This window comes from Paenibacillus sp. CH40, from assembly GCF_024213605.1.
In the GTDB taxonomy this organism is placed as follows: domain Bacteria; phylum Bacillota; class Bacilli; order Paenibacillales; family Paenibacillaceae; genus Paenibacillus; species Paenibacillus polymyxa_B.
Map to the genome: position 1 here is coordinate 585,846 of NZ_JANAVQ010000002.1, position 25,572 is coordinate 611,417.

The following is a 25,572-nucleotide window of genomic DNA, read 5'->3' on the forward strand; positions in this document are numbered from 1 at the left end:
TTTGTTCATTATGTAAGGTGGTTTCTCACCTTTGTCAGCACAGACCACAGGTCTGTCACTGCCTTCACCTCCTCATAGTCCAGATAGGCATCTCGTTTGTCATAGTATTTTACCGCCATAATCACCATCTGAAGCGTCACTGGCTGTCCGGCAGCCTTAAGGACTTCCACAATACTTTCGAAGGTTGCCAACTCAAACCAGGTTTGAACCTGACGATCCGGCACCCACTCGGGAATATACTCGTCTTGTTCGTTGGTTACGGCTGTACCCTTCTCTGCACATTCCTCTAGCCAATGCTCATCCCAATAATAAATCGGTGTGTAAACAGGGTCCTGATCCCATTGATCCACATTCACATATAACCAGTTATTATGCAGTTGCCCCACGCTACGCACCAATTCCTGCAATCCTTCAAATACACGATAAGACGGGCGCTCTCTGCGACGGTAATCCTCAAGTCTTGTCTCATACCTGCTCATCTCCAACCTCCCGCTTCCTATATCAGCTAAACACTCAAAATTCGCATAACATACATTTACAACTTATAAAACCCGATATAATTACAAGCACCTCATAAAGTGTCAAGACTACATAAGGAGATTGATCTATTCATGAAAAGAATCACCGCACTTGTTATCCTGTCCTTGCTATTACTGGTATCCCCGATCTACGCTGCTGCCCCAGCACCTATGCTGGTCTATGTGGACCAGAGTAACCACTCCTTCATCCCGCTTCGTCTTCTGAACAGCTATGAAGGGATCACATTCAATTTAACGGCAGCGGACAAAAAAATAGAAATTGCGCAAGGCAATACTCGGATCACCCTATTTGCCGGGAAATCTACTGCCAAAGTGAATGATCAAACGGTCCATTTGCAAAATGCTCCTTTTACCGATAACGGTTCGACCTATGTCCCCTTGCAGTTCATCAGTCAATATCTAAACCTGCAAGTCTCATGGCAAAAGGAAACCTCAGCTGTACGCATTAAGCAAGGTGCAACGTCCGTCACGCTTCCGGTACATACTGGCAAGTTACCCGGAAACACTACACCCATTACGACAGCTCATAAAAGCTTCAAGGTCGGGTCTCGTACATTTTCCGCTAAGGTGGTCACCATCTCTATGCTCCATCCCAAGGTAAGCCTGGACGTGGCACTGGCAGGCGATTCCATTGGTAAAGTGGAAGACTTAAGTAGTCTCGCCAAACGTAACCAAGCAGTTGTAGCCATCAATGGTACATTCTTTGATGCCTATACCAAAAGCTCTTACAAAACGCCTTACGGCTACCTGGTCAGTCACGGAAAGATGTTAAAAAAAAGCTCTGGCGACCAACGGACGGTCTTCACCTACGATGCCAACCATTTATCCGAGCTAATGTCGGGTTCTACCTTTGAACAACGCTTAAGCCAAGGTAGCGTCGAAGGTGCCCTTCAAGCCGGGCCTCGTCTGGTCACGAACGGTCAGGTTTCCCTAAATGTCAAAGCCGAAGGCTTCAAGGACCCTAAAATATTAACAGGCGGTGGCGCCCGCAGTGCACTCGGAATGAGTCGGGATCATAAGCTGATCCTCCTGACCACGAGTGGAGCGACTATACCGCAACTCGCCCAAATGATGAAGCAGGCCGGCGCTTATCAGGCCATGAATCTGGACGGCGGTGCTTCCAGCGGGTTGTATTACAACGGCTCCTACCTCACCACACCCGGCCGCCAAATCAGCAATGCCATTATTGTAAAATATCAATAGACGGATAAAGGGCTGTCTTCACGGATGTGTAAGCCGTGGGGATAGCCTTTTTTTCCATTTCCCCCCGGTTTCGGTTGTTCCTGCTCTCACCTGTTCAGGCGGCTTGTATGAGCCGTTACGGGTTGATCCTGCAACCTACAATCGAATCAGACTAGTAAAGCTATTGCTGCCTTCGCTTCCTTTTTTTAAAGAAAGATAAATACGGTTGTTTTCTCTACTCGCCGAGCATTCATAAAGTCCGGGTTGCACAGACAGGAACGATCCTCCCCATACACATTCAGGCTCCAGTCCGCCACTTGTGGCTTCCTCCCCTGCTCCAACAAATAGGTTGCCTGAGGGAACCTTCAAAAACAGCCGCACAGCAGGCTTGTCAATATGATCTGTCATCAAAACCTCATAGGTCCCGTCGGCTCCCAGATTCAAAAAAGCTACATTTCCTTTGTTCAACTCGCCCAGCTCGTCCTCTTCGATAGACCACCAATCCGGAACATCGTCCAAACGATGCTTAAGTGCTTGCGTATCAAATAGGCAAAGAGTCGCCGTGTCTGTCGTAAATTGAAATGGACTGCTCGCCATATTCATCATGCGATCCTCCTGATTTTGGTCAGCGAATTTCCGTTTTCCCACGTCTTCCGCTATCCGTATTGCTATATACTTGAGGGAAAATCTCCCTGTATGTAAAGTATAACAATGCTTGCAGGGCCAGACAACATGCTGGGCCAACACCCATTCTGCATAAAAAAGCCCTCTCTCACGATGTCGTGAAAGAAGGCCGATTTGTGGATTTAAGCGATGCTAACCTACTGTTAGATCAGAAAAGACTTAGTAATAATTACCAACAAGATGAACAATACCAAAATCGCTCCTGTGGATGTCCATGCTCCACCGTAACCTACTTCACCCATGTCTGAATCCCTCCTTGCGTTAAAGCTTACTCTTATCGTATGAAGAAAAGCGGATAACGACAGGGCGAATCGGCAAGTTTATTTGCCATGGAAGGGCTACTCAGAAAATGGACTGATACGTTCGAGATAGATCGCTAATGACTCTGGATGACAACTGGCAGAGAATGTCGTCCGTTCTTCGCAGTAACCTGCTCACATCCTTGTATTTCATCTTTTGAAGAAGTGAAGTTTCTAACTGGGATGAAAGAAATTGAGTGGTGCCTATAAATACGACAAGATCCAATCCGGGGTTGGTTTCGGTATGTAATAAGTGCAGCAGGTCAGTCATAGACAGGAATCCCGGAGGGAAAAGGCTGTTGTTTTCTTTCATATATAGAGCTTTTAACATGGAGGTTAACGCCCAGTCACATAGGATAATGCAGCATTGGACTTGATTGTGCTTGTACAGGATTTGGGCTAGTTTCATGTGGTATTGGGATAGAGTGTGAAAATCCGTTATTGAATTATGTAGGTGTTGTGAGGGCCTGGACAGTTGAGTGGGACTTGGAATAAAGGTAGAAGGAGCTTCTTTCATATCTATTCCTCCAGAGAATTTTAAGAATAGTCTTATTATACTCTAAAATAATACTTATAGATATAATTTATACAGAATATACGATTCTTAATCTCATGTTTACCCAAGAAAATCTTGTCTACACTTTTTAGTATGAAGGGGTGTAGATAAATGCAGGACAAAGAAATATTAAAATTAGTTGGGGCTAGAATAAGAGTGTTACGCAAAGAAAAAGGCCTCTCACAAGAAGCTCTTGGGGAAAAAGGTGGATTTCATTTTACATACATTGGACAGATCGAACGTGGAGAAAAGAATGTTTCTTTGATAAATGTAGCTAAGATCGCAAAAGCTCTAGACGTAAATTTAGTTCAGTTGTTTTCATATGTAAGCGAGGACCCAAAAATCGTGGAATCTGATGAAGATGTTATACAAATTATTACGATGCTCAAAAAATCGAGTCCTGAGAAAGTACGTTTGGCGAAGAATGTGATACGGGAGATTATCAACTAAAGAAGAATGAAATGTTTCAATTAAGAAAACCAAGCGAGAGAAATTCTAGGGTTGCATTTTTTATGCCCGCAAAAAAAGGAGAAAATTATAGACTTATGCTGACACTGTAAAATAAGGGCCATTTAGCCTACATCTCGAAGAAAAGTGGACCTATCCACAGATTACCAAGCATTTGGAGATTCAGAATCAGGTCAAGCGATAGATAAGAAGTATCGTGAGCAAGGCGAATTCGGCTTGTTAGTCCAACAGGGGGAACATGAAGAATACAAGAATCAAGATCAGTATGTGCAACAGTTGAAACGGGAGAATGAAATGCTAAAAAGTGTTTGGAAAACTGGAAGCAGGAGGAGAGCAACAAAAAAATGCTATGATCGCAAAGTTAGCAACCGAATACCTGGTGATCCAACTCTGTCTGTTGTTCGGGGTGTCTAGAGGTGAATATTACGCCTATTTGAAGCGCAAGGATACCGACCGGGATGGCAAGCAAAGGCACTGATTCAAGCGGTATATCGACGCTACGAAAGAATTTATGGATACCGCCAGTTCCAATTGTTACTGCTTCACGATCACTGAGTTTGGATGAACCACAAGAAGGCACTGTGGCTCTTGCAGACGCTGGGTATCCGCTCGCAGATTCACCGCAAACAGCATATGAATTATAAGGTTTTGCTTACAGAACGAGTGATCGAAAATCTCTTAAAGCGAGCATTTCAGGCGGAGCAACCGAACCAAAAATGGGTAATGGATGTGACACAATATCATGTACAGGATACGTGGCTTTATCTCTGGGTGATTAAAGACTTGTTAAACAATGAGATTGTAGTCTACCACATCAGCCTTCTTAATGATAGCGAATTGGTTCTGCGAACCTTTGCGAAGTCCTTTGAAAAGCTTAAGGACGTGACCAGACCGGTCATTCACAGCAACCAGGATTCCAGTGCACGCCTCATGCTTACCATGATATGCTGCATCAGGTTAGCGCCCAAATCAGCATGTTTCGCCAGAAGGTTAGAACAAATAAGAAAAGTTCATTAATTCACTAAACTTCATTTATCTCGTATCATAGCTGATTCCTCAGCCATCCCATACATGTGATAAAAATACCCCTGAAGCTCAATTAATTCACAAAATGTTCCCCGCTCCACAATTGTTCCATCAGCGAATACAAAGATCATATCATATCGTTCTAGCACTGATTTTGACAGCCGATGAGTAACCATTACACAAGTAGTGTTCTCCAAATCCAGTACAGTTTCTTCAATAGCATTTGCCGTTTCATAATCTAGTGACGAAGTCGGTTCATCCATTAGCAATAAGGGAGTATGACGTATCAAGGTTCTTGCAATCGCTATCCTTTGCTTCTCCCCCCCAGACAGTATACTTCCTTTCTCTCCAACCTGGGTATCTATACCTTCTGGCAACTTATTTATTAATGTAATCAAACCGGATTTTAGGATTACGTCAGCGATCTCATCATTTGAATACGTTTGGTATAGTAAAATATTATCCCTAATGTTGCTATCGAATAAAAAAACATCCTGATGTAGTACAGACTCCAATCGGCACCACTCCTCAACATCAATCTCCTTTAAATTCACATCGTCCACACTAATCGTACCTTCATAGTTCTCATACTGTTTCATAAGGAGCCGTAACACAGTTGATTTTCCTGATCCGCTCGGCCCTACCAAGGCGTATTTTTTTCCCTGTTGCAATTCCATATTCAACCTGTGAACATTAAAACTGTTTTCTTTATAACCAAAAGATACTTCTTTTAGTGAAATCTTATTCTTAATCGTCGGTTTGTGAATGTACGCTACATCCTGATGCTCTGTATGTAAAAAGTCTGTAATCTTTGCCGATATATCACGTAATGATTTAATCTGAGTTATATATTGAATGCTCATTTGTATTGGATTGACGATACTATTGGTCAATTGTACACAAGCAATCATGGTCCCTAAGGTAATAAGCTGCCGTAATGTGAGAAAACTACCGATGATAAACACCGAAATAAACATAAAGCCGCCGAAAACTTCACTTATAGAGGTAACCCATGCACTCAATCTCAAAAATGCATATTTATTTTTTTCTACTTCCCTATTAAGATGATCATATTGCCCCTTGACATACTTCTCAATGCCAAAACTCTTAATTACTGCGAATCCTGAATACATATCGTTCGTATTAATTATGAATTTCTCTACAGCATCGGCCACTTTTCTCTTTCGATTTACCAGTTTTTTCTCAAACATACGAGGGATAAACATGGATAAGAGCGTTAACAAAAGAAGACAAATTACAATAGTAGGACTGAGCAGAAACATGCCAACTAAGGATGCTGAAAACGAGATACACATTCCAATTAACGAGAATATGTTTTTAAAATAGTCATCTTCAATCATCTTGATATCATTACTAAAAATAGATATATATTTAGCACTGTTATAAGCAGAAAACTGAGTCAGGCTTTTATTCATAATATGTCCGAAAACAACTTCTTTCAAATATAACATCGTCTTCTGAATATAAGAAGCATGGAACAAATTAGTTAATAGCCTAAGAATTGCACCTATCACAATAAAAGATAAGGCCAAAATAGCTGTCCCGACAAACTCTTGCTCGCTCCCTACGGTAACAACGTCTACCAGGTCTTTGAAGATAAAGGCCATATACATATTCATTAGACTCGACAGAATAATAAATGTGATGAGCAACATTAACTTGTATCTATACTTTAGTAAAAATACAATCATCACTTAGCCCCCGTCATAATAAACATAGTATTCATTTATTTCACTGGTCGCCACGCTATGATATATTTATATTACTATTTTGCTGAAGAATTGTAGCCTTACACATTAATAATCCCTCTACGTTTTGCGGCAATTACAGCCTCTAATCTGGAACTAACTTTGAATTTATTAAAAATATTAGTTAAATAATATTCAATTGTCCGTTGGCTGACACAGAAAATAGTAGCGAGTTCCTTGTTACTTTTTCCCTCAGCAATCCACTCTAAAATAGAACGCTCCTTGTTGTTAAGCGGTACATAATCCATCATTCCTTCATGGTGATGCAGCTGTTGTAACAGAGATACGGGTAAAACGGCGATTCCATCCAATGCACTTCGAACAGCTCGAATCAATTGTTCTGAGGAAAATTCTTTATCAATAAATGCTATAACTCCCATGTGTAATAACTTATCTATCATTGTATACGTATGAACCTGACCGACAAATAGTATAGGTATAGCCTGAATCCCACGTATATGCTCTAATTCTTCCAAGATAATCTTATTCAGATAATAAATACAGAGATTAAAACTATATTTCACCATTTCCTCTGCAGCTTCGATTGTAGAGGCGACACGTGTGACACAAAAAAATCTTTCTTGTCCAATAAATGACTTAGTAACCTCACCTGATTCAAGATGATCATCCATAAGTAATATGCTATACATTCATCTAACCCCCTATGCATTGTATACATACTTATTCGATTTTTCGAGTAGAGAAATAACCGCCTGTTAACATAAGACAGGCGGCCATAGATGTTTAAGGTTAAGATTTATACATAATACAGCCATGTTTATTATCTACCCAGCAAAAACCAGCTGGTACAACTGAGCTTTGAAGTGCTTTAGGCTCAATAATCCAACGCATTTTCCTCACCTCCTTTCAAGTCACAACAGATTAGATACGGACAAAGGTGAGGCTTACAATTCAAGTCGATAATAATTAAATCTTAACATTTCGTTTAAATTATATTTGTATTCACAGCAAACAGGCTGCTTGTCATTACTTTCAAATGCTTGTTGCGCACATCCTCCACCACACAAAGGTAGAACAGAACAACTTCGACATTTTTCAACTTTATAGGGTGAATAATCAAGCCACTTCTCTGCACGTTGATCTAAATTTATTAAATTACTAATATGACCTATGGTATACTTGGGGTTTCCTACGGTATTCCAACATTTTTGAATCCATCCATCTGGCTGCACAACGATTGAATTGGCTGCAATAGCAGCACAGATAACAGGAGCATACTGAGGGTAATAGGAAATGTTTAGCCCTTTTCTTAACGCTTTCTCGTACAAGCTCAGGATGATTCCCGAAAACTCCTGATTCGCAAAGCAGCTACCGCTACTTGAACAGCCTCCCGCAACGTAGTCGGTGGTAGCAGAGAAATAGATGCTAACCTTTTCCTTGAAGTCTTGTTGCATTATATAATCCATATATTCCTCTAATGAATCTACATTATGGAGATCCACATTTGAACGTATACTTATGTGAATTAGATCACATGTTTCTCTAATATTTTCTATAATTTGATCAAATGTCCCCTGTCGGTTCTCCAGAACTCTTCTTTTATCATGATTTGATTTGTTACCATCTATTGTAATCTGAATATTTTTCAAGCCCAAATCCCTCAAAACAGCAGCACGCCTCCTAGTAAGTAAATATCCATTACTTACCATATCGTGTGACACTTCGATGTGTTTTTCCGCAGCCATTGCATTCATTTTCTCCATAAGAAGGATGACCTTCTTAAACTCAAGAAGCGGCTCTCCCCCCGTCCAATTTACAACTACATGCTTCAAATCTGAAGCCTCCATAGAGGTTTGTACATAATTCAAAATATCTTGCTGTACTTGAGTTGTAAATGAACGATTACCCGATTTTTCCGTTAGGTTCTCGAAACAATAAGAGCATCTAAAGTTACAATTAAAGGTAGGCAAAATAGTGAGGTGTAATGTGTGTTTCTGATACCTTGTTGCAGTAAACAGTTTCTCCATCGTCTCCAACTCATCAATGGGATGCATGTATATAAATTGTCCCTGAATTAAATGTTCCAACTCTTCACAATGTATAAGGTGAGAAAAATCCTTATTAACAAGAGCATCATACAAATCCTTTTTTATTTCTCCCAAACCGTTAGTTAAACTGTTATATATTAAATACTTTCCATCATCTACCCCATCCAGTTTCAAGTACTCGTTGTAAGATGAGATTTCCATATTCATTCCTCCCAATCTTAGTATTAGGTACTAGATTGACTTCATTTTCAGCGCATAAAAAATTTCCATTAAGCGGATAATAATCATTCATATATTAATATATTTATATTTTACCATTAATTTTCGGGAAAATCACCGTAAATTAACCGCAAACCACAAAAAATAGTTTTTTCCGATTAGTCTCCCGTTTATTAGTTAATAAATAATTTAAAAGTAAAGTCCTCACACTATCAATTATAATTGTTGAACATTATGCGAATTTTTAGTAACGGTGCCAAGGACTACATTGTCTATACCAATCACGAAAGGGCCCCTCGAATGTTCTCGCGTAGACCACGTCTCATTTCTCCAAGCCACTTATGGCTTACCTTGGCAAAAAACCGGGCGAATCCAGGAGATAAACTGAATGTCCTCGGTAGGATCTATATTTAGTAGCCTCCTAGGTATTCTCTAATTCTTCGATTCTTACTGTTTTCCTCTATGCTAGAGACAAAATATCCAACAAAGACGATCGCAATGAATGATGCCCCGATAATCAATAACATGCGCGTGTCTGGATTGAACTACATTCCAACCATCACTTGCGACAAGAAGAGAATTGTGATGTAGTTGCTGATTGGGAAAAAAAGTGACCTAAAGGGAGGATCACCTATTTCGTTCTTCCACTGAATTTAAATTAAATGATTGCCAATGTAACCCCAGGTAAAAGGGCTTGTCAATAATTTTATGTAAAAATTTGTTATATATTACTACATAGAGAAGGATACTCTTTTTTCGAAGATGTTGACCGGCACGGTATGAAAGAAAACAGACAATTGACTAGTGAGAGAGGGGGAAAACTTTGCTAAAGCTGATGAGTTATTAGCAAAGAAATAGTTGACTCTAGATATTTTATAACACGAAAATAGTGTGCCAAAGGACAAAAATCTAGCCTTCAAAATCACGCAGTTCAAAATATCCATCATTATTTTGGTTTTTACGATTGATGAGGCAGAGTCTTTCAAAATTTTTATGTAAACTCTTATTGATTGAATCCCCCGGGAGGGGGATTTCGCATTTCTAATGTAGGTGGTCGCCAACTCGTTTCCGGGAAGAAAATGGAAAGTTGTAGCAACATCTGGCCCCAATTCTGAATGCGCCCCGTCCATTTGCGGGTGACATCCATCGTCGCCAGGCAGAGCATTTTAAGCAGAGCTTTATCGGTGGGAAAGATACTCTTGCCTCTCGTCACTTTACGCAACTGCCAGGGTAGCTTTCGATCATATTTGTAGTGTAAATCAGTTTACGGATCTCCGGTGGATAACTAAAAAAGGGCGAAAGTTCTTCCCCGTAGTTCTGCCAGGAACGTACAATGATCGGGTATTTTACACTCTAGATTTCCTCGAAACATTCCAGCTCCAACTGTGCGCCTTCCTCGGTAGTTGCCTTGTAAATCGGCTTCAGATCGGCGGTGACTTTCTTGAGATCTTTGTAAGTCACGTACCGGGTGGAATTGCGAATTTAGTGAATGATGCACTTTTGAATTTCAGTCTCGGGATAGCAGGCGGCAGTGGCCCTAGAGAACTCACTCAGGTTATCCACACAGATGAAGAGAATGTCCTGAACCCGGCAATTTCTCAAGTCATTCAGCACGCTGATTCAGAACTTGGAGGATTCGTTTTCGTCCATCCACATGCCCAATATATCCTTATTACCATCCAAATCCATGCCGATGACCATGTAGGCCGCTTTGTCCGCAATGGCCCCATCTTGCTTCACCTTGAAGTCGGTAGGTCCATGTATACGATGGCGTACACGCCTTGAAGTGGCCGCTTCTGCCTTTCCTTGATGAGCGGAATGATCTTGTTCGTGACACTGGAAATGGGCGTCGGGGACACCTCGACGCCGTACAGATGCTGAAAGTGATCCTGAATTCACGGATGCTGACTACTTTGACGTACAGGGCCATGATTTGGTCTTCAATGCCCGTTACGTTGGGCTGATGCTTCTGAACAACGACAGTCTCAAATCCATCCAATTGATCCCGAGGAACAGCAATCTCTTGTTCGCCGTACTCACTCCCCACCGTAACCATTCGATTACTTCCATTTACTAGGTTTAGGAGTTTGCACAATCTATTTTACAGACTCATGAGACACTCTTTTTCAATAATGTCCAAGGCTAATGATGAATGACACCTTCACCTAGTCTTTTATATAGCAGAAACCTTTAGTTAATAAAACCTATTTATCCCCCTATAACCCTTACTTCCAAATCTCGTCCGCAATCTCTTTAATGAAGGCAAGCTTTTTCCACTGCTGTTCTTCTGTCAGAATATTGCCCTCTTCTGTCGAAGCGAAGCCGCATTGTGGGCTGAGGCAAATGTGGTTGATGTCAACGAATTGAGTCGCTTCCTTAATACGGTTAATGACCATCTGCTTGTCTTCCAGTTCACCCGTTTTTGAGGAAACGAGGCCCAGTACGACCTGCTTTTGATCTTTCAGATGCTTAAGCGGTGTGAAATCACCTGCACGGTCGGTATCGAATTCGAGATAGTAGCCGTCGATGTTGTCGATGCCGAACAGAGTTTCGGCTACAGGCTCATAGCCGCCAGAAGATGCCCAGGTGGAATGGTAGTTACCACGGCATACGTGAGTCGTAACGACCAAATCGGCTGGAAGATCCTTCACCGTTTCCTGATTCACACGGGCAAACAGCTTTTTGGTATCTTCCACATTCTCACCCGCATGCTGTCTAGCTTCCCAATAGTTTTTATCACAGAGCATACCCCATGTGCAATCATCCAGTTGTAAGCTGCGGCAGCCCTCATTGTACAACGCTTGAATCACGGATTTGTAAGCTTTGGCGATATCCGTCACCAGCTCATCCAGATTGCTGTAATACGTATCGGTTGTTTCTTTATTCTCTCCGCGCAACAGCTCGGCCAGGAATTGCGCAGGTGCCGGAATCGTTTGGCGCGCGATGGCATCCTCACCTGCTACTTGCTTCAGGAATTTGAAATCTTCAATGAAAGGATGACGGGAATGTCCAATTTTACCGGACAAGCGTGCGGTTTCCGCTCTTGTTTCCACACCTTGGAATTGGTAGCCGTTCGAAAGCTGTACCTTTTCCACACCGTCCAGACCCCACATAAAATCAAGATGCCACCAGGAGCGTCTGAATTCACCGTCCGTCACGGCTTGAAGTCCTACGGATTTTTGCTTTTCCACTAGCTTGATAATTTCGTTATCTTCAATCTTTCTCAGCTCGTCCGCAGAGATTTCATTATTTTGAAATTGAATTCTGGCGTCTTTAATCGCTTGCGGGCGCAAAAAGCTGCCGACCATATCATGTCTAAAAGGGGTCACTTTACGTTGGGATGCATTATCAAGGATGCTGCTCATTAGGGTTATCTCCTTTTTCGCTTCTGTAGTGAAGTTCTTGTAAGAAAGATAACATACAATTCCAGTTATAAGGTAACTCCAATAAACTATAGCTAGTTATAGCCTAAGGCTATACCCAACCTTTTATTCCCCTATCGCCTCATGCAGCGCTTCTACATAGACCGTGGCCAGCTTGGAGAGCGCAGCGTTTTTATGGCAAATCCATCCCACATTAATAGACTCATCACATTCCAGAGGGACGGAAATAATTTCGTTACCGTTCAGATCCGCACTGATGACCCCGGTAGAAATGGTATAGCCGTTCAAGCCAATGAGCAAATTAAAAAGGGTCGCCCGGTCATGGACACGAATGCTTTTGGGATGTGACAACGTACTGAGAATTTCCTCGGAGAAGTGAAAGGAATTGTACTCCCCTTGCTCAAAGGACAGATACGGATAGGGATGAAGCTGATCAATGGTCACGATAGACTGTCGGGATAGCGGATTATTGGCACTGATAAAAATATGCGGCTTGGCCGTAAACAGGCTATTGAATTGCAGATTCGCATCTTTTAGCAGCTTGTTAATGACCTTGGCGTTAAATTCGTTCAGATACAGGATTCCAATCTCACTGCGCAGGCTTTTGACATCCTGTATGATTTCATGGGTTTTGGTCTCTCGCAAAGCCAATTCATACTCTTCTTGACCATATTGATTCACCAGATTCACAAATGCATTTACAGCAAAAGCGTAATGCTGCGTGGACACAGCAAAATGCTGTGGTGAAGGCTTGGCATCCAGATAGCGACTTTCCAGCAACTCTGCCTGCTCAACGACCTGGCGTGCATAACCGAGGAATTCCACGCCTTCCTTGGACAAAGAAATCCCCTTATTGGTACGCTCAAAAATGGTGATATGAATTTCTTCCTCCAGATCACGAATCGCGTTCGACAGACTGGGCTGGGAAATGAACAACCGCTTCGCCGCCTCATTCATAGAACCACGATTGGCAACCTCAATGACATATTTTAATTGTTGTAAGGTCAATGCATGATGTCCTTTCCGTTGTGTTTCTTCTATTATATAATACATAATCACACTTCTGGAAAAGGGATAGTTGTTGCTAAATGAAATCAGCCTCTCCCCCTAAGGTTTAAAAAATATAAACACCTCCCTAAATGGAAATCTTCCATTTAGGGAGGTGCTCTAGTTACGATACTTTAATTAACGAATTTCACCGTTTGTGGAAATCAGCTTTTGATACCAATAGAAGCTTTGTTTACGAATACGACGCAGATCCTTGAGATCAAACTCCTCACGATCCACATAGATAAATCCGTAACGCTTGCTGGAGCCCTGATGGGTACTAACAAGATCAATCGCAGACCACGGACAGAAGCCGAATACTTCTACACCGTCTGTAATAGCCAGTTGAATCTGCTCGATATGTTTCTTGAAAAAGTCAATACGATAAGGATCATTCACTACATCCCCTTCTTCAAGCTTGTCAAAAGCGCCCAAGCCGTTCTCTGTCACGATTAAAGGCAAGTGGTAGCGAGAATAAATTTGGCGTAACGTAGTTCTAAAGCCGACCGGATCAATCTCCCAACCAAACTCCGTCGTTTGCAGGTTGGGGTTGACGGAACCTCGGTACGCTCCGGGTTCACCCACAATTTCATGCTGATCTCCTGTATGTGAAAAATCATTTCCGTCATCTAAACTTTCTCCTACGGTTTGAGAGGTATAATAATTAAATGCGATAAAGTCCGGGTTCCCCTTCGCTAAAATGTCCATATCCCCTTCTTCAATGACAGGCTCATAGTCTTTCTCGACCAAATAGCTCCACGCAATGTGATTGTAACGGCCAAATACAGCCATATCCAGATAGAGCCAGTTGCGAATGGCTGCATAGTTATCAGCCGCCAGTGTATCTTCCGGCTTGGAACTGGCTGGATAGATAACCCCGATATTCGGCGCTGGTCCAATTTTCGCGTCAGGTAGCATTTCATGGCACAATACCATCGCTTTCGCCTGCGCTACTAACATATGATGATTTTGTTGGTACAGTACCTTTTGCGGATTTTCCAAACTTGTATCTAATGTGCCAATAGAACCGGGATGGAGAATCAGCATGTTCTGCTCATTAATGGTTAACCAATATTTCACCCTGTCTCCAAAGTTCTCAAACAATGTTTTAGCATATTGTTCGAAGGCATCAATCGTCTCCCTCTTCGACCAGCCGCCTTGTTTTTCAAGAGCATAAGGCAGATCAAAATGATACATAGTAACAATCGGTTCAATTCCGTATTTAATTAGTTCGTCAATTAATGAGCCGTAAAACGCGATTCCCTTCTGATTAACTTCACCTGCGCCCTGGGGATAAATACGTGTCCAAGCAATAGAGAAACGATATGCTTTAAAGCCCATTTCAGCCATCAGAGCTACGTCTTCTTTGAACATATGGTAATGATCACTGGTTACCTTAAAATCAGTGACCCCTTCGACGTGATTAGCCATGTCAATGACAGAAGGTCCTTTACCATCTTCGTCCCATGCACCCTCTACTTGATAAGCAGAAGTGGAACCTCCCCAGAAAAAATTTTCAGGAAATGCCTTCAATTGATTATGTTTCATGATATAGTCCCTCCAGTTATAGTTATATCCTTTTGATGTTCGCAATTCATATATGTGATGATGCTTGCCAGTATCACACAACCAAAGTTAACAATACTTCATTTTTTTGAATCTGCTCCTGATTTGTCTCAAATACGTCCACTTTATGTTTCGTCAGTGTGACGATGACAGGCGTTACGATTTCGTATCCTGCTTCTATGATCTGTTCCCTGTCAAATTGGATTAACAAATTCCCCTGTTTCACGCTGTCGCCCTCTTTAACCACTGGATTAAAATGCTTCCCTTTCAGCGCAACGGTGTTAATTCCGATATGAATTAATATCTCTGTACCTGCACTGGAAGTCAATCCTATAGCATGTCCTGTGGGGAACAGCGAGGTTACGACTCCATCTATTGGGGCTACAACCTCACCCACAGACGGTTCAATGGCTAACCCTTTTCCCATAGCACCTGTAGAAAATGCGGAATCATTCACTTGACTCAGTGGTGTGGTCCTGCCTGTGATCGGGCTGTATATCGTTTCTTTCTTGATATCAACGGCCTTGGTTGCTGTAACAACAGGCTCTGGTTCTGCTGTTTTCACGGATTCAACTGTTTCTGGGGTCTCCTCCTTCACCTTGCTTTCATACCCAAAAATAAGGGTTAGTACGGTTGCTGCCGCGAATGAGCAGGCAATGGCAATCACGTAAACCAAGGTTGGCGTATACACTGGAATCGCAAAAATGTTGTGAAAAACATAAGCCGTCATTTTCACCCCAAAATGTCCATTGATGGCACCGCCTATAGCCCCTGCGATAATAACGATTGGAATGACACGTTTAAAGCGAAGTACAAGTCCATACACAATCGGCTCTGTCACACCAGCCAGCAATCCTGTAATACTTGTGGAACCAGCAAGAGTTCTAAGTGTTTTATCTTTTCTCGCCTTCAGGAAGATACCAAATGCGACACCAATTTGAGCAAATACAGCTGCTGCTGCCATCGCCTCAATCGGATCACCGCCAACACCGATATTTTGAATCGTAATGGGCGTAAAACCCCAGTGAAGTCCGAAGACGACCATAAAGGTCATAAAACCGCCAAGAACAATCCCTGACAAAATGCCACTTACACCGATTAACCATGTCACACCTGAAGAAATCCAATCTCCTACCCCTGTACCGAAAGGTCCGAAAGCCATCGCAGATAGCGGAACCATAATCATTAAAGCCAACATCGGAACTAAAAAAAGCTGTAAATCCTTAAGAATGATCTTTTTCAAAAACTTATCCACTAACGCATAGATGCTAATGGATATGAAAATCGGGAAAACACTGGCGGAGTAGTTCATCATGACCACCGGTATTCCTAAAAACGATACATCAGAGCCTTTGTCCATCAGCCCTGTAAAGTTGGGTTCCATGAGAGCCGCACCGATCACACCAGCTACATAAGGATTCGCCTTCAGCTTTATACCAAGCGTAATCCCAAGCAAAATCGGCAAAAAGTAAAACACAGCATTCCCTGCAGCAGACAGGATCATATAAGTATCACTTGTTGCAGACATCCATCCCAGCAAGGTCAGAACCGTCAGGAGTGCTTTTATCATTCCCGAGCCCGCCATCGCCGGAATCAACGGGGAGAAACTGCCCGAAATGACTTCAAAGATTGTGGATATGACCGATGTTTTTTTACCACTGGATTCACTGGCTGCAGGGGAATTCGATCCAAAATCCCTGTTTTTCATAATCTCCGCATATACATAGGCAACATGGCTGCCAATAACAACTTGAAATTGTCCTCCGCTTTCAACAACTGTAATGATCCCCTCGTGCTTCTCAAGCGCTTCTCTTTCGGCTTTTCGTGAATCCTTCAGGTCAAATCGGAGTCGTGTAGCACAATGGACAAGCCCATTGATATTTTCTTCCCCTCCAACGAGACGTACGATGTCCTCGCCCATTTTCTTATGGTCCATGTTCATTCTCCTCTTGGGCAGATTGCCTGAAAACAAAAAAATACCTAAACGAAAGGCCTATATGATCAAAGAAAATGATCACTGCCATTCATTTAGGTATCGCCTGCTTAACCAGTAACAATCCTTATATTTAAGTTGTGAGCCTACTATAAATCACTTAGAAATCGTTTGCAAGCTTTTTTTTCTAAGAAGTAGCCATATCGTTTCTGGAGGTTACACGCTGTATATGGATCGTCAAATACACTTTTTCGTCAATCGACATAGCACTTTCATGCTTTAATTCCAAATATTGATTGATCAATTGGGTGCATTGAAAAGCCCTCTCGTATTTATCTTTGACTTGGTCATACAAGAAATTATCCCCTGAAGCTAGTTGTTCTTGTTCATTGCTCAGCAGTCGTTGGGCAAAGTACTGCAAATGAGTAATAAACCGGGAATAATTGAACGAAGTTTCATCCAGTGTAATCTGATAGTAATCGGTTACAATATTGAAAATGTCATCAATCACCTCGGTAATCTCAACCGTTTGTTTCATACCCTGACCGTCTTGTCTTGCATTTACAAAATGCATAGCAATAAAGCTGGCCTCATGCTCATCCATTTGGATGCCAAATTGAGCATGGATGATATCCAATGCATTCATTCCGATCGTAAATTCTTTTTTGTAAAATTTTTTAATTTGCCATAACAGTGAATTTTTAAGTCCCACGGATTTTCTGTATCGAGAGATGGCAAATTGAATATGGTCAATCAGAGAAATATAAATATTGTCACTAAAAATATCTCCCATTTCCTTTTTTGCGCCGCCTACAATTTCATCCGCCACCTTTAAATACTCTACAGATGTTTCCCCAATAAGATCTATTAATTTTTGTGGAATTTTATCAGACTTTAATACAAAGGTTTTTTCTATTTTTTCCTCATCGACCCTCTGACCATTTTTCTTTTTAAAGCCCAGACCATTCCCGATGACAACAAATTCATGACCCACCTGATTTTCGGCTCGGATGACATTGTTGTTAAAAATTTGCCGGATGATCATTTATCTGCTCACCTCATTGATGTAATGACAAAGTTTGTAATAACAAAAAAAACCAAATAACGACTAAATCAATTAGTCATTATTTGGGTATCGCCTGCTTACCAGTAACAATCCCGAAGGGCACTTCACCCCTCATTCAATTACTCTTACTATACCGCTTTCAATACAGAATAACAACACCATCATGCCAAAAAACCGCCAAACACTCTGAATCCCTTGTGCTTAGCGGTTTTTGGGTTCATGCTTAACTCTCTTTCTCTTTGCAAAACACCTCTTTGGCAACCTGAATAGCTGAGGCTGCCCGGGGCCATCCTACATAAAAGGCAAGCTGTGTAATGACCTCAACCAGTTCTTCCTCCGAAATTCCGTTCTCCTTGGCCAGTTTCAGATGATAAGGAAGTTGATTTACATGCTCACCCGCTACCAATGCGGAGACGGTGATGAGACTCCGTTCTCTGAGAGATAGCTCACTTCTTCTCCATACATCTCCAAAAAGAACATCCTCCGTATAACCTACAAAAGCGGGAGCAAAATCACCGATGGTTTCCCGAACACTCGATCTGATCAATTTATGCTTCATACAATCATCTGGGCAAGTCCGTTGCCAAAGGACCAATCCTCTAATTCAGTCTCTACCAGTGTTACAAATACATCCTCCAGTCTAAACTTACATTCAATAGATAAGAGTTCCGCTAACTTTTGGTAGAAACTCTTTTTTTGTTCCGTAGTTCTACCCGATCCCATTGTAATTTGGATGTACAGCAGCTTGTCTGTTCTGGATACATTCAAATAATCGGGACTATAATAAAACTCGCTTTGCTTATGAGCATGAAAAACCTGAAAGTAATCTTTTTCCGGAACCTGAAAATGTTCGATCAAAGCATTCATGATACAGCGACTAATCCAAGGCAGCTCTTGCTCTGTGTATTGCTGCTCCATGTAGCCAATTCGTACAAATGGCATGTTCATCTCTCCTATCCGCTGGGATAAGATGATTGTACTCCTCTTATTTTCATCTGTATAATTGAAAATAATCATAAATATATTCAATTTTACCGATGGAGATGAACATGCGTGGATCTGAAAGAATTAACTACATTTCGTACCATAATCGAAGAAGGAACGTTTTCAAAAGCTGCTGCCAAATTAAACTACGCTCAGTCTACAGTCACGAACCAAATCCAAAGGCTAGAGAAAGAGCTGGGATTTCAGCTTTTTAAAAGGGGTTGGGATGCAGAGTTAACGTCCCCAGGCAAACTATATGCCGAGGAGATAGACGGGCTTATTCAGCATTGGAATTTTGTAATGGACCAGGCGAAGTCTCTGAAAAAGGAGGAGATTGGCACGCTCCATATCGGTGTGATTGAAACGGTGGCGGCTACCGTACTGCCCTTGGTTCTGCAGCAGTTTCGAGAGCATAAACCGAATATTACGTGCCATTTTACAGTTGGAAACACGGATGCACTCGCAAATGCCTTGGTGGACGGTAAGCTGGATTTTGCAATCTCCGGGGAACCTCACTCGATTCCTTCCTTACACTTTGAACCCATATATCACGAACACATCGCCTTTATTGTGTCCCGTAATCATCCCTTCGCGGCAAAAAGTGAGCTTCATCTCGAAGATCTGTACGAGTATCCGCTTATCGTCGGAGGTAAGAACTGCTTGTACCATATACGACTGGAGAAAGAGCTTTCACGCTTCCCGTCGATGCCGTTTTTTTATACTGTCAGTCAAATCTCGTCGATCCCCACATTCGTAAAAACGATTCCATCAGTTGGAGTGGTTCTATCATCAATTCCTTTGCAGGAGGAACTGGTCACGATTCCCCTCCAGTTAGCAGACCCGAATATTCCTATTGGACTCCTACAAAACAACCATCACCAGCAGTATATGTCTTCGGCCCGAAAGCTGTTTATGCAGTTGGTTAAGGAGCTTTGTAGGCTATAGCTCTAATGCAAAAACTACTAATAAGCTATACGCGCAAGCCGACATCTTTGCATAAAAAAAAGCCGCCAAACACTCAGAAACCTGGTGTTTAGCGGCTTTACTATTTTGATGGCCTAAAGAAATGTGGCCCTCTTTTTATGTTTATACTCTTGACATACCCGTTATTTCGCTTCCAGCGGTTTTTTCCACAGTCCCAGAATAAGCGCGGAAATCACGGAGCCAATCACGACCGCAAGCAAGAACAGCAAAGCATGATTGGCAAGAGCTGCTACAAAAATTCCGCCATGTGGAGCTGGAAGATTGATTTGCCAGAACTGCGTCAGACCACCAGCAATCGCTGAACCTACAATACAAGAGGTTAGGACACGCAGAGGATCAGCAGCTGCAAATGGAATGGCTCCTTCCGTAATGAAGGACAATCCAAGTACATAGTTCGTCAAGCCAGACTTGCGCTCTTGCTCAGTAAACTTATTTTTGAAGAACGTCGAAGCTAATGCGATCGCCAGCGGAGGTACCATACCACCCGCCATAACAGCCGCCATCATAGCACCGTTCGTGTTACCGCTGGAAGTAAAGACACCGATCGAAAATGCGTAAGCTGCTTTGTTAAAAGGTCCACCCATGTCGATCGACATCATTCCGCCCAGAATCAGACCCAAAATAACGGCATTACCTGTTCCCAAATTGTTCAGAACATTGACAAGCCACGTATTAATACCACCGAAAATTGGATCGAACAGGTAGAACATAATCGCGCCTGAAATTAGAAGTCCAAATACAGGGTATAACAAGATTGGTTTTAAACCATCCAGTGTTTTCGGCAGACCTGCAAAAGCTTTACGCAGGAAGATCACTACATAACCAGCCATGAAACCAGCTGCCAGACCGCCAAGGAAGCCTGCATTAGAGTTTACAGCCATCAGACCCCCAACCATACCTGGCATCAGTGCCGGGCGGTCTCCAATACTCATCGCGATAAATCCGGCCAGTATCGGAATCAGGAAGTGGAACGCACCTGTTCCACCGCCAATTGTCTGCAACAGTTGGAACAATGCATTGTCTTCTCCTGCCACTTGTTCAATCAAGAAGGAAATTGCTAACAAAATCCCCCCGCCTACAACGAATGGCAGCATATGAGAAATACCGTTCATTAAATCCTTATAGATTTTACTGCCCACGCTGCTCTTCTCCGCTTTCGACTCTTCAGCGCTGCTTTTACCTTCACTACGATAAATTGGGGCATCGCCGTTCAGCGCTTTGCGGATCAGTTCCTCAGATTTACGGATACCGTCGCTTACCGGTCTTTGCAATACAGGTTTACCATCAAATCTGGCCATTTCAACCTTTTTGTCAGCAGCAACGATTACACCTTTGGCACGGCGAATTTCATCCGCTGTCAGTACGTTTTGCGCACCTTCCGAGCCATTCGTTTCTACTCGTATGTTAACACCCATTTCTGTCGCTTTCTTAATGAGAGCGTCTTCAGCCATAAACGTATGCGCAATGCCTGTAGGGCAGGCAGTCACCGCAACCACAAACTCGTCTGAATTCGGGTTGCCAACGATAACATCCGGCGTTTTCTGTGCTTCGGCAGCCTCTTTCTTTGCTTCTTTTGCTTTCTTGGCTGCTTCTTCTTCCGCCTGCTTGGTATCAAACAGCTCGGATACTTCATCCGGTGTTTGCGTATTCATCAGTTTGTCAATGAAATCGGTATCAATTAGAAGCCGGGAAAGAGCCGCTAGTGTGCGAAGATGCGTATTTGCTGCTCCCTCTGGAGCGGCAATCATAAAGAACACTTTTGCCGGCTCACCGTCCAACGATTCGAATTCTACGCCTTTACTGCTTTTGGCGAAAACGACAGTCGCTTCATTCACGGCTTTAGTCTTGGCATGCGGCATCGCAATGCCGCCGCCGATTCCAGTGCTAGACTCTGCTTCACGTTTGTAAATCATTTCTTTAAACAAGGCACGGTCATTAATACGTCCACTTGCTTCGAGACTGGCGATGAGCTCCTCAATCGCCTCGTCTTTTGTCGTCGCCTGCAGGTCCATGATCATCGTTTCTTTAATCATCAGGTCTGTTATTCTCATTTTTCACACTCTCCTAAGTTCGATCAGCGTGTTGACACACGCATAATAAGCTCATGATGCAGATGGATTACTGTTTTGAAATCGTGACTTGCGGCCGTAATTGTTCAATTTTCTCTCTAGTAGCCAGATCATCGGAAAACGCAGTTGCACTTCCGGATGCCACTCCTGCACGGAATGCTTCGATCGGATCGCCATGAAGAGCCAGCGTACCCACGAATCCAGCAATCATTGAATCACCTGCGCCTACAGAATTTTTCACCGTTCCTGATGGTACATTTGCGTGATACACTTCATCTGCCGTAATGAACAAAGCCCCTTCTCCTGCCATGGAAATCAGTACATTTTTTGCACCTGCTTCCAGCAGCTTACGACCGTAAGTGACGATCTCCTCCTTTGAATGAATCGTTACGCCAAACAACTCAGCCAACTCGTGGTGATTCGGCTTGATGAGAAGCGGTTTATGAACCAGTGCCTTCATCAACGCCTCACCTGTGGTGTCGATGACGAATTCAGCGCCAGTTTGCTGACATACGCTAATCAGCCGATCGTAGAAATCTCCTCCAAGTGACGGCGGAATACTTCCCGACAAGACGACAATGTCATTTTTCTGGAGTCCCGCCAGCTTTTGCACCAACGCATCGGCCTCTTGCTCACGAATGGCAGGTCCCAGACCATTAATTTCCGTTTCATCGCCATGCTTGAGCTTAATGTTAATCCGTGTGTCATCTTCGATCATTACAAAATCAGTTTTAATGGATTCTTCCCGCAATGTATCGTCGATAAACCTGCCTGTGAACCCTCCGAGAAAACCAATCGCCGTGCTATCTGCTCCCAACTGGTTCAGTACACGTGATACATTAATTCCCTTACCACCTGGCAGTTTTAAATCACGTTTCATCCGGTTCAAATCACCAAGCTTCAAATCATCAACTTCCACGATATAATCAATGGAAGGGTTCAGCGTTACTGTATATATCATTGTTATCCCTCGATTATCTTAGTTTTCTGAGCGATGGATCGGCGTGACCGTTCTGGCATCGATTCAGTAATAAGTATAGCTTCCTTGAGCTCGAACAGTTTGGCGAAGGTTACTTCTCCAATTTTGCTGGAATCGGCTAACACATACGTTTTGCCAGACAGCTGGTGAGCACGTCGCTTGATCAGCGCCTCTTCGGGATCAGGAGTTGTATACCCCATTTCCATATCCACCCCGTTCGTTCCCAGAAAGCACTTGTCGAATCGAAAATTGTCCAAATTTTGTAGGGCAATACTCCCGATTACGGCTTTGGTATGAATTTTCATCATCCCTCCCAGTAGATAGCTTCTGATTCTTTTGCTTACCAGTGCTTCTACGTGGGATAGTCCATTCGTCACGACCGTCACGTCTTTAGCTTCAATGTAAGGAATCATCGCCATCGTTGTTGTTCCCGCATCCAGATAAATACATTCGCCATCCAAAATTTCTTTGGCTGCTATACGGGCCACCGCATTTTTTTCTTGAACGTTTTTGAATGTTTTTTCTTCCATGCCAGGTTCCTGACTTTTCTGATTCAGCAAGGTTGCCCCGCCATGAATCCGCTTGAGCAACTGACGGCCCTCAAGATCTATCAAATCACGCCGAATCGTTGACTCAGAAGCTCCCAACAGATCAGCCAATTCTTGCAACTTTACAACACCACATTCTTGTAAGCGCTGTATTATTAACTTGTATCTTTCTTCCGTCAGCATCATCATTCCCCCAACTGTTCATATCGTACCACAAACTTGACAAAAAACAATCACTTTTCTTCAAAAAGATTCAAAAAAATTCATTTCTAATTCATTTTTTTACAAAATGGTGAATTCCTGCTCCAATCATCATGATTGCGTTTACATTTTAAAGAAAATACATCTACTTTTATGTAAATTCATTCTTCTTACATGGAAATTCAGCAGTAAACGTTCAAAAACGTTCTAAAGCTTCCAGAGGTACTATTTTACCATTATGCGCACAATTCGTCCCCACCTTCTCTACTGCTCAGAAAAAGGCTAAACACGAGGACTGCTCCCCTTTGTGTTTAGCCAATCGAGACGCTTAGCGTTCAGCCCTTAACGATTCCAATGACAAAACCATCGTATCCCTTGTTCCCCACGGTCTGAATTGCTGTAGCTGTAATCCTTGATTCCTCAGCTAGCATCTCATAAAACTTTCTTACTCCCTGCACACGAGGGTCTGTGCTATAAGCTTGAACCACTTCTCCTTCACGGATAACATTATCACCGATAATAACGGTGCCAGGATGTGAGAAGCGAAGTGCCCAATCCAGATAAAATGGATTATTGGGTTTATCCGCATCGATAAAAATAAGATCAAAGGGGTCAACTCTCTTCTCTTTCATCTGTGCTAACTGCTCTAAAGCGTCTCCCTCCCGAAGTTCCACTATTCCATCCAACTGAGCCAACGATATATTCGACCGGGCAATTTTAGCATGGATCGGATTGGCTTCCAGCGTAACTATTTCTCCATCCTCCGGCAACGCCCTTCCCAACCAGATTGTACTGTAGCCTCCCAAAGTACCGATCTCCAGCACACGTCGCGCTCCCTGCATTTGAGCAAGGATATTTAATAGCTTTCCCTGATTGGGGGATACATCATGCGGAGGTAGTCCCGCCTTTTGATTAGCGGCCAATACTTGTTCCAAGACAGCATCATGCGGAATGAGACACTCCGAGATATACTGGTCTACTTGATCCCACGTGTTCGTTTGATTCATTCGCTCCACTCTCCTTTAGATTAACTTACAATTTGATTGTAAATGAATTATTATTATAAAAATAATATATGTTTTTGCTCTATTCATAATCTACATATATGAATCTGTCGGAAAGGGAGAATGGTCTTGAACCTGCATGCATTACGCTTATTTCACGTGGTCGCCTCTACAGGGAGTGTGACACGTGCCTCTGAACTTTTAAATATTAGCCAACCTGCGATTACCGCCCAGATTAAAAAATTTGAAAAAGAAATCTCTCTCACACTGCTCATGCCGCTAGGAAGAGGGATTGCCTTAACGGATGCTGGTGAAAAACTTGCTGTACTCGCCAGACGGCTCTTTGCTGTCGAACAGCAAATCGAACAATTTTCACAAGATTATCGTGATGGAGCCCATGGTCATATCCGGCTAGCGGCTACTTATTTACCGGCTCATTTTCTCATTCCGGCCTGGATTGCAAAATTCAAACAACAATATGAACATGTTGAAATGACGATTAACACTACAAATTCCAACGATGCTTTGCAGCAGCTATTAAATATAGAAGTGGATTTGGCTATCTACGGAGGACTGCCTGAGCAGTATCCCGATACGATTCAGACTGAAGAATTATTTCGTGATGAATTGTGGTTCGTGGTAGCTCCAGATCATCGGTATGCAAATCAGCAGGTTTCTTTATTGGAAATGATGCATGAACCCTTTGTTATGCGTGAAAAGGGGAGCTCGACACGGGAGAGATTATTTTCCTTATGTCGAACCTATAATGCCCCCGCCCCCCAGGTCACCCTAAACTTCACAGGGCTGCATGAGGCGATTACCGCAGTTATTGCCGGATATGGTGCCAACTTTGTGTCCTCACTGGTCGTGCGTGAATATGTAGAACGTGGCGAACTGTGCCGGGTATATGTAGAAGACATCCACCTTCTCAATTCAATCGCCATCTGTACCCGTAAGAACGAACCCCTATCTACCGCTACTCTAAATCTCATTCAGCTCATGCGTAACCATTCCTGATGAGCATTAGGCACCTGTGTACACTAGCGCTGTATTTTAA

At 42.7% G+C, this 25,572-nt stretch carries 23 protein-coding genes and 1 pseudogene; 6 read left to right on the forward strand and 18 right to left on the reverse strand.

Features of this window, described 5'->3' with window-relative positions:
- Nucleotides 1–8: 8 nt before the first annotated feature.
- Nucleotides 9–479, reverse strand: coding sequence for a DUF7716 domain-containing protein (locus NLX73_RS09170; protein WP_254325947.1), 471 nt, complete (start codon nt 477–479; stop codon nt 9–11).
- A gap of 132 nt (nt 480–611) precedes the next feature.
- Here NLX73_RS09170 and NLX73_RS09175 point away from each other — a divergent pair, with 132 nt between their 5' ends.
- Nucleotides 612–1,742, forward strand: a complete 1,131-nt coding sequence (locus NLX73_RS09175; protein WP_254325948.1) for a phosphodiester glycosidase family protein — start codon at nt 612–614, stop codon at nt 1,740–1,742.
- A gap of 135 nt (nt 1,743–1,877) precedes the next feature.
- Here NLX73_RS09175 and NLX73_RS09180 read toward each other — a convergent pair whose 3' ends face one another.
- Together NLX73_RS09180 and NLX73_RS09185 are read right to left on the reverse strand one after the other, a co-directional pair.
- On the reverse strand, nt 1,878–2,327 hold the full coding sequence (locus NLX73_RS09180) for a DUF6386 family protein (RefSeq protein ID WP_134904166.1): 450 nt from the start codon (nt 2,325–2,327) through the stop codon (nt 1,878–1,880).
- A 221-nt stretch (nt 2,328–2,548) separates the two neighbouring features.
- Nucleotides 2,549–2,647 (reverse strand): hypothetical protein, encoded by a 99-nt coding sequence (locus NLX73_RS09185; RefSeq protein WP_014599622.1) that lies wholly within the window; start codon nt 2,645–2,647, stop codon nt 2,549–2,551.
- Nucleotides 2,648–3,371: 724 nt separating this feature from the next.
- Here NLX73_RS09185 and NLX73_RS09190 point away from each other — a divergent pair.
- The 3 genes from NLX73_RS09190 (at nt 3,372) to NLX73_RS09200 (ending at nt 4,745) form a co-directional block, all read left to right on the forward strand.
- Entirely contained in the window at nt 3,372–3,710 is a 339-nt protein-coding gene (locus tag NLX73_RS09190) for a helix-turn-helix domain-containing protein (protein ID WP_254325949.1), read from the forward strand.
- A 322-nt stretch (nt 3,711–4,032) separates the two neighbouring features.
- Nucleotides 4,033–4,206 carry a hypothetical protein gene (locus NLX73_RS09195; protein WP_254325950.1) on the forward strand — a complete coding sequence of 58 codons (174 nt, stop codon included), beginning with the start codon at nt 4,033–4,035 and terminating at the stop codon, nt 4,204–4,206.
- An 83-nt stretch (nt 4,207–4,289) separates the two neighbouring features.
- Nucleotides 4,290–4,745: a DDE-type integrase/transposase/recombinase gene (locus tag NLX73_RS09200; RefSeq protein ID WP_254325951.1), complete on the forward strand. Its 456-nt coding sequence runs from the start codon at nt 4,290–4,292 to the stop codon at nt 4,743–4,745.
- A gap of 11 nt (nt 4,746–4,756) precedes the next feature.
- Here NLX73_RS09200 and NLX73_RS09205 read toward each other — a convergent pair whose 3' ends face one another.
- The 11 genes and pseudogenes from NLX73_RS09205 to NLX73_RS09255 all read right to left on the reverse strand — a co-directional run bounded on the left by NLX73_RS09205 (nt 4,757) and on the right by NLX73_RS09255 (nt 18,688).
- The gene (locus NLX73_RS09205) at nt 4,757–6,466 is read right to left on the reverse strand and encodes an ABC transporter ATP-binding protein (protein WP_250267977.1); all 1,710 of its coding nucleotides are present in this window, start codon (nt 6,464–6,466) and stop codon (nt 4,757–4,759) included.
- A gap of 98 nt (nt 6,467–6,564) precedes the next feature.
- Nucleotides 6,565–7,173, reverse strand: coding sequence for a response regulator transcription factor (locus NLX73_RS09210; RefSeq protein WP_254325952.1), 609 nt, complete (start codon nt 7,171–7,173; stop codon nt 6,565–6,567).
- Between the two features lie 255 nt (nt 7,174–7,428).
- Nucleotides 7,429–8,733 (reverse strand): radical SAM/SPASM domain-containing protein, encoded by a 1,305-nt coding sequence (locus NLX73_RS09215; protein ID WP_254325953.1) that lies wholly within the window; start codon nt 8,731–8,733, stop codon nt 7,429–7,431.
- Between the two features lie 1,021 nt (nt 8,734–9,754).
- Nucleotides 9,755–10,801, reverse strand: a pseudogene (locus tag NLX73_RS09220) (IS256 family transposase); the annotation flags it as partial.
- 175 nt (nt 10,802–10,976) lie between these two features.
- Nucleotides 10,977–12,116, reverse strand: a complete 1,140-nt coding sequence (locus tag NLX73_RS09225; protein ID WP_254325954.1) for a 5-methyltetrahydropteroyltriglutamate--homocysteine S-methyltransferase — start codon at nt 12,114–12,116, stop codon at nt 10,977–10,979.
- Between the two features lie 123 nt (nt 12,117–12,239).
- Complete coding sequence (locus NLX73_RS09230; protein WP_254326054.1) at nt 12,240–13,142, reverse strand: LysR family transcriptional regulator; 903 nt, start codon at nt 13,140–13,142, stop codon at nt 12,240–12,242.
- A gap of 177 nt (nt 13,143–13,319) precedes the next feature.
- Nucleotides 13,320–14,729 carry a glycoside hydrolase family 1 protein gene (locus NLX73_RS09235; RefSeq protein ID WP_254325955.1) on the reverse strand — a complete coding sequence of 470 codons (1,410 nt, stop codon included), beginning with the start codon at nt 14,727–14,729 and terminating at the stop codon, nt 13,320–13,322.
- A 73-nt stretch (nt 14,730–14,802) separates the two neighbouring features.
- Nucleotides 14,803–16,683 (reverse strand): beta-glucoside-specific PTS transporter subunit IIABC, encoded by a 1,881-nt coding sequence (locus NLX73_RS09240; RefSeq protein ID WP_254325956.1) that lies wholly within the window; start codon nt 16,681–16,683, stop codon nt 14,803–14,805.
- 184 nt (nt 16,684–16,867) lie between these two features.
- Complete coding sequence (gene licT / locus NLX73_RS09245; protein ID WP_254325957.1) at nt 16,868–17,725, reverse strand: BglG family transcription antiterminator LicT; 858 nt, start codon at nt 17,723–17,725, stop codon at nt 16,868–16,870.
- Nucleotides 17,726–17,969: 244 nt separating this feature from the next.
- Complete coding sequence (locus tag NLX73_RS09250; protein ID WP_134904364.1) at nt 17,970–18,305, reverse strand: carboxymuconolactone decarboxylase family protein; 336 nt, start codon at nt 18,303–18,305, stop codon at nt 17,970–17,972.
- Nucleotides 18,302–18,688: a tautomerase family protein gene (locus NLX73_RS09255; protein WP_254325958.1), complete on the reverse strand. Its 387-nt coding sequence runs from the start codon at nt 18,686–18,688 to the stop codon at nt 18,302–18,304. The genes NLX73_RS09250 and NLX73_RS09255 overlap by 4 nt, the downstream gene beginning before the upstream one ends.
- 111 nt (nt 18,689–18,799) lie before the next feature.
- On the opposite strand from NLX73_RS09255, the gene NLX73_RS09260 reads away from it, so the two are divergent.
- Nucleotides 18,800–19,675: a LysR family transcriptional regulator gene (locus tag NLX73_RS09260; RefSeq protein ID WP_254325959.1), complete on the forward strand. Its 876-nt coding sequence runs from the start codon at nt 18,800–18,802 to the stop codon at nt 19,673–19,675.
- A 161-nt stretch (nt 19,676–19,836) separates the two neighbouring features.
- Here NLX73_RS09260 and NLX73_RS09265 read toward each other — a convergent pair whose 3' ends face one another.
- The 4 genes from NLX73_RS09265 to NLX73_RS09280 form a co-directional block, all read right to left on the reverse strand.
- Nucleotides 19,837–21,765 (reverse strand): PTS fructose transporter subunit IIABC, encoded by a 1,929-nt coding sequence (locus NLX73_RS09265; RefSeq protein WP_254325960.1) that lies wholly within the window; start codon nt 21,763–21,765, stop codon nt 19,837–19,839.
- Nucleotides 21,766–21,832: 67 nt separating this feature from the next.
- The gene (gene pfkB, locus NLX73_RS09270) at nt 21,833–22,744 is read right to left on the reverse strand and encodes a 1-phosphofructokinase (protein ID WP_254325961.1); all 912 of its coding nucleotides are present in this window, start codon (nt 22,742–22,744) and stop codon (nt 21,833–21,835) included.
- 2 nt (nt 22,745–22,746) lie between these two features.
- A complete protein-coding gene (locus tag NLX73_RS09275) occupies nt 22,747–23,493 on the reverse strand; it encodes a DeoR/GlpR family DNA-binding transcription regulator (protein WP_023987941.1) in 747 nt (248 codons plus the stop codon).
- Nucleotides 23,494–23,846: 353 nt separating this feature from the next.
- Entirely contained in the window at nt 23,847–24,518 is a 672-nt protein-coding gene (locus NLX73_RS09280) for an O-methyltransferase (protein ID WP_254325962.1), read from the reverse strand.
- 126 nt (nt 24,519–24,644) lie between these two features.
- Between NLX73_RS09280 and NLX73_RS09285 the strand changes: the two genes are divergently transcribed.
- Nucleotides 24,645–25,532 (forward strand): LysR family transcriptional regulator, encoded by an 888-nt coding sequence (locus NLX73_RS09285; protein WP_254325963.1) that lies wholly within the window; start codon nt 24,645–24,647, stop codon nt 25,530–25,532.
- The last annotated feature ends 40 nt before the right edge of the window (nt 25,533–25,572 follow it).

Excerpts from the sequence above, each read along its gene's own strand:
- NLX73_RS09170 (WP_254325947.1), bottom strand. The coding sequence starts at position 479 with ATGAGCAGGTATGAGACAAGACTTGAGGATTACCGTCGCAGAGAGCGC.
- NLX73_RS09175 (WP_254325948.1), top strand. The coding sequence starts at position 612 with ATGAAAAGAATCACCGCACTTGTTATCCTGTCCTTGCTATTACTGGTA.
- NLX73_RS09180 (WP_134904166.1), bottom strand. The coding sequence starts at position 2,327 with ATGATGAATATGGCGAGCAGTCCATTTCAATTTACGACAGACACGGCG.
- NLX73_RS09185 (WP_014599622.1), bottom strand. The coding sequence starts at position 2,647 with ATGGGTGAAGTAGGTTACGGTGGAGCATGGACATCCACAGGAGCGATT.
- NLX73_RS09190 (WP_254325949.1), top strand. The coding sequence starts at position 3,372 with ATGCAGGACAAAGAAATATTAAAATTAGTTGGGGCTAGAATAAGAGTG.
- NLX73_RS09200 (WP_254325951.1), top strand. The coding sequence starts at position 4,290 with ATGAACCACAAGAAGGCACTGTGGCTCTTGCAGACGCTGGGTATCCGC.
- NLX73_RS09205 (WP_250267977.1), bottom strand. The coding sequence starts at position 6,466 with ATGATTGTATTTTTACTAAAGTATAGATACAAGTTAATGTTGCTCATC.
- NLX73_RS09210 (WP_254325952.1), bottom strand. The coding sequence starts at position 7,173 with ATGTATAGCATATTACTTATGGATGATCATCTTGAATCAGGTGAGGTT.
- NLX73_RS09215 (WP_254325953.1), bottom strand. The coding sequence starts at position 8,733 with ATGGAAATCTCATCTTACAACGAGTACTTGAAACTGGATGGGGTAGAT.
- NLX73_RS09225 (WP_254325954.1), bottom strand. The coding sequence starts at position 12,116 with ATGAGCAGCATCCTTGATAATGCATCCCAACGTAAAGTGACCCCTTTT.
- NLX73_RS09235 (WP_254325955.1), bottom strand. The coding sequence starts at position 14,729 with ATGAAACATAATCAATTGAAGGCATTTCCTGAAAATTTTTTCTGGGGA.
- NLX73_RS09240 (WP_254325956.1), bottom strand. The coding sequence starts at position 16,683 with ATGGACCATAAGAAAATGGGCGAGGACATCGTACGTCTCGTTGGAGGG.
- licT (WP_254325957.1), bottom strand. The coding sequence starts at position 17,725 with ATGATCATCCGGCAAATTTTTAACAACAATGTCATCCGAGCCGAAAAT.
- NLX73_RS09250 (WP_134904364.1), bottom strand. The coding sequence starts at position 18,305 with ATGAAGCATAAATTGATCAGATCGAGTGTTCGGGAAACCATCGGTGAT.
- NLX73_RS09255 (WP_254325958.1), bottom strand. The coding sequence starts at position 18,688 with ATGCCATTTGTACGAATTGGCTACATGGAGCAGCAATACACAGAGCAA.
- NLX73_RS09265 (WP_254325960.1), bottom strand. The coding sequence starts at position 21,765 with ATGAGAATAACAGACCTGATGATTAAAGAAACGATGATCATGGACCTG.
- pfkB (WP_254325961.1), bottom strand. The coding sequence starts at position 22,744 with ATGATATATACAGTAACGCTGAACCCTTCCATTGATTATATCGTGGAA.
- NLX73_RS09275 (WP_023987941.1), bottom strand. The coding sequence starts at position 23,493 with ATGCTGACGGAAGAAAGATACAAGTTAATAATACAGCGCTTACAAGAA.
- NLX73_RS09280 (WP_254325962.1), bottom strand. The coding sequence starts at position 24,518 with ATGAATCAAACGAACACGTGGGATCAAGTAGACCAGTATATCTCGGAG.